A 1,912-nucleotide genomic window follows, 5' to 3' on the forward strand; every position below is an offset into this window, starting at 1 on the left:
CCCCAGGCCCCCACAGAACGGAGCGTGACGGTCTCCTGTCACTCCGCTCTTCCCATCCAGTCCGTCAGAAACTGGTGACCCATGCCCAGTGGGCGAGCAGGCGGGGCTGTCTACGTATCAGCCCCTTCCACCAGCGTTTGGCCTTCTTGAACGACCGCAGCCGTTTGAACTTCCGCCTTGCCCATCGCACCAGATAGGTATTGATGCGTTGCAGTAAACGGTACAGCTCGGAGCGGTAGAACTCCCCGTAGTAGTTCATCCAGCCNCGAATGACCGGATTCAGCNACGCCGCGAGCGCCGCAATGTCCTCGGTCGTGCGCAGGTTGATCCGCCACCGGCGGACCACGCCCCCCATCTTCTTGAGGGCGTCCCGACTCACTGCCGGCAGGAAGCTGGAGAACATCTGCCCGTCCTTTCTGCGGGCACNTCTCATCCGGAACGTGTACCCGAGGAACGTGAACGANGTGTTGTCATATTCCTCACGCCTGTTTCCGTTCTTGCAGTCCACTATCCTGGTCTTGTCGGGATGCAGGCGCAGCCCGACCTCCCTCATCCGNTCCGCGAGTTTTGCCCTTACATACCGGGCCTGCTTCTCGCTCGCACAGTGCACGACCGCGTCGTCGGCAAAACGCTCGAACGGCAGGGTTGGAAACTGCCTCTCCATCCAGGCGTCGAAGGCATAATGTAAGAACAAGTTAGCCAGCACGGGTGAAACCGCGGACCCTTGATGGGTACCCCGATCCCGCTCGACCATCCTGCCATCGGGCCATTGCATCGGAGCTTTCAGCCACCGCTGGACGTAGAGCACCACCCATTTCTGCTCAGGGGTAGTGTTCGCCTCGACCGCCTTGACTACAAGGTCGTGATCGACGGAGTCGAAGAACTGGGAGATATCAAACTCAAGTACCCAGCTCATTCGCCAGCANCTTTCGCGGCACTTTCCGAGCGCCATCAACGGCGACCGCCCCGGCCGGTACCCGTACGAGTCGTCATGAAAGATCGACTCGGTGCGGGGTTGCAGCGCAAGGGCGACCACGGTCTGGGCGACCCGGTCAGCCACGGTGGGCACACCTAAGATCCTCGTCCCTGGGCCGTGNGGCTTCGGTATCTCCACAGCCCGCACCGGGGGCGGGAAGTAGCTCCCCGAGGACATCCGCACCCAGACCTTGTACAGATTGTTCTTCAGGTCCTTCTCGAAGTCCTCGATGGACTGCCCGTCGACCCCGGCGGCACCCTTGTTCCGCCGGACCTGCTGATACGCCTCCCACACAAGCGTCTTGGAAATCACATACGGTCTCTGTTTCGGACCTGAATTGTCCACTCGACTCCTCCCGGNTTTACACCCGGTTGCTCGGCGAACTCCTCTGGATGAGCCGGCCCCTTCGCTCCACCCCCATTACAGGGGCTTCAACACTAGTACGAGCCGGTCCGCCGGCGTTGCCGCATCGGTACTCCCGCCTCCCGGTTTCAGCCGCTCGGCGCACTCCCTCTCGCCCGGCCACAGGGGCCGGGGCAGTATCGGCGAACGCCTTCCCCCGTTCCGCACGGACGCCGCAGCCCAGNCTCGCGCCACCTGCATGCCGGACACCACCAGGCCAATAGACGGGCACCCGCCTGGCTCATCCCGGAGCAGCATTGATACCCCGGTTCCGGTGTCACCTCATAAAGTAACGGCACTTCAGCGGTGGTTCACTTTCGTTCGCCTTCCTGGACCCTGTCTGACGACTCTTACGCCGCCTTTTCTCCGACGCTCAGCACGACAGGCTTCAACTAACGCACCTCGGAGTGACTTGACGCCTCCCCCCGCAGGGCGACGCCGGGGAGCCGGACGGAACCCTTACCACGGGGCTCCGCCTCCCCCATCGTCCGTGCAGCACGCACGTGTCAAGAACTGACCTGCCTACCTTCAGAC

The 1,912-nt window shown here is 62.5% G+C and carries 1 protein-coding gene and 5 pseudogenes; all 6 read right to left on the minus strand.

Annotation, left to right across the window (positions count from 1 at the left end; all coding sequences use genetic code 11):
- Positions 1-64: 64 nt before the first annotated feature.
- On the minus strand, positions 65-265 hold a 201-nt coding region (locus UK82_RS41220; protein WP_304438079.1), incomplete at its 5' end, for a group II intron maturase-specific domain-containing protein.
- A gap of 20 nt (positions 266-285) precedes the next feature.
- Positions 286-426, minus strand: a pseudogene (locus tag UK82_RS41230) (reverse transcriptase); the annotation flags it as partial.
- A gap of 38 nt (positions 427-464) precedes the next feature.
- Positions 465-556 (minus strand): annotated as a pseudogene (locus tag UK82_RS41240) (reverse transcriptase); the annotation flags it as partial.
- 1 nt (position 557) lies between these two features.
- Positions 558-925, minus strand: a pseudogene (locus UK82_RS41245) (reverse transcriptase domain-containing protein); the annotation flags it as partial.
- A 1-nt stretch (position 926) separates the two neighbouring features.
- A pseudogene (locus UK82_RS41250) lies at positions 927-1,096 on the minus strand (group II intron reverse transcriptase/maturase); the annotation flags it as partial.
- A gap of 1 nt (position 1,097) precedes the next feature.
- A pseudogene (locus UK82_RS41255) lies at positions 1,098-1,321 on the minus strand (group II intron reverse transcriptase/maturase); the annotation flags it as partial.
- Positions 1,322-1,912: the final 591 nt, after the last annotated feature.

This window comes from Frankia sp. ACN1ag (assembly GCF_001414035.1).
Taxonomy (GTDB): Bacteria; Actinomycetota; Actinomycetes; order Frankiales; family Frankiaceae; genus Frankia; species Frankia torreyi.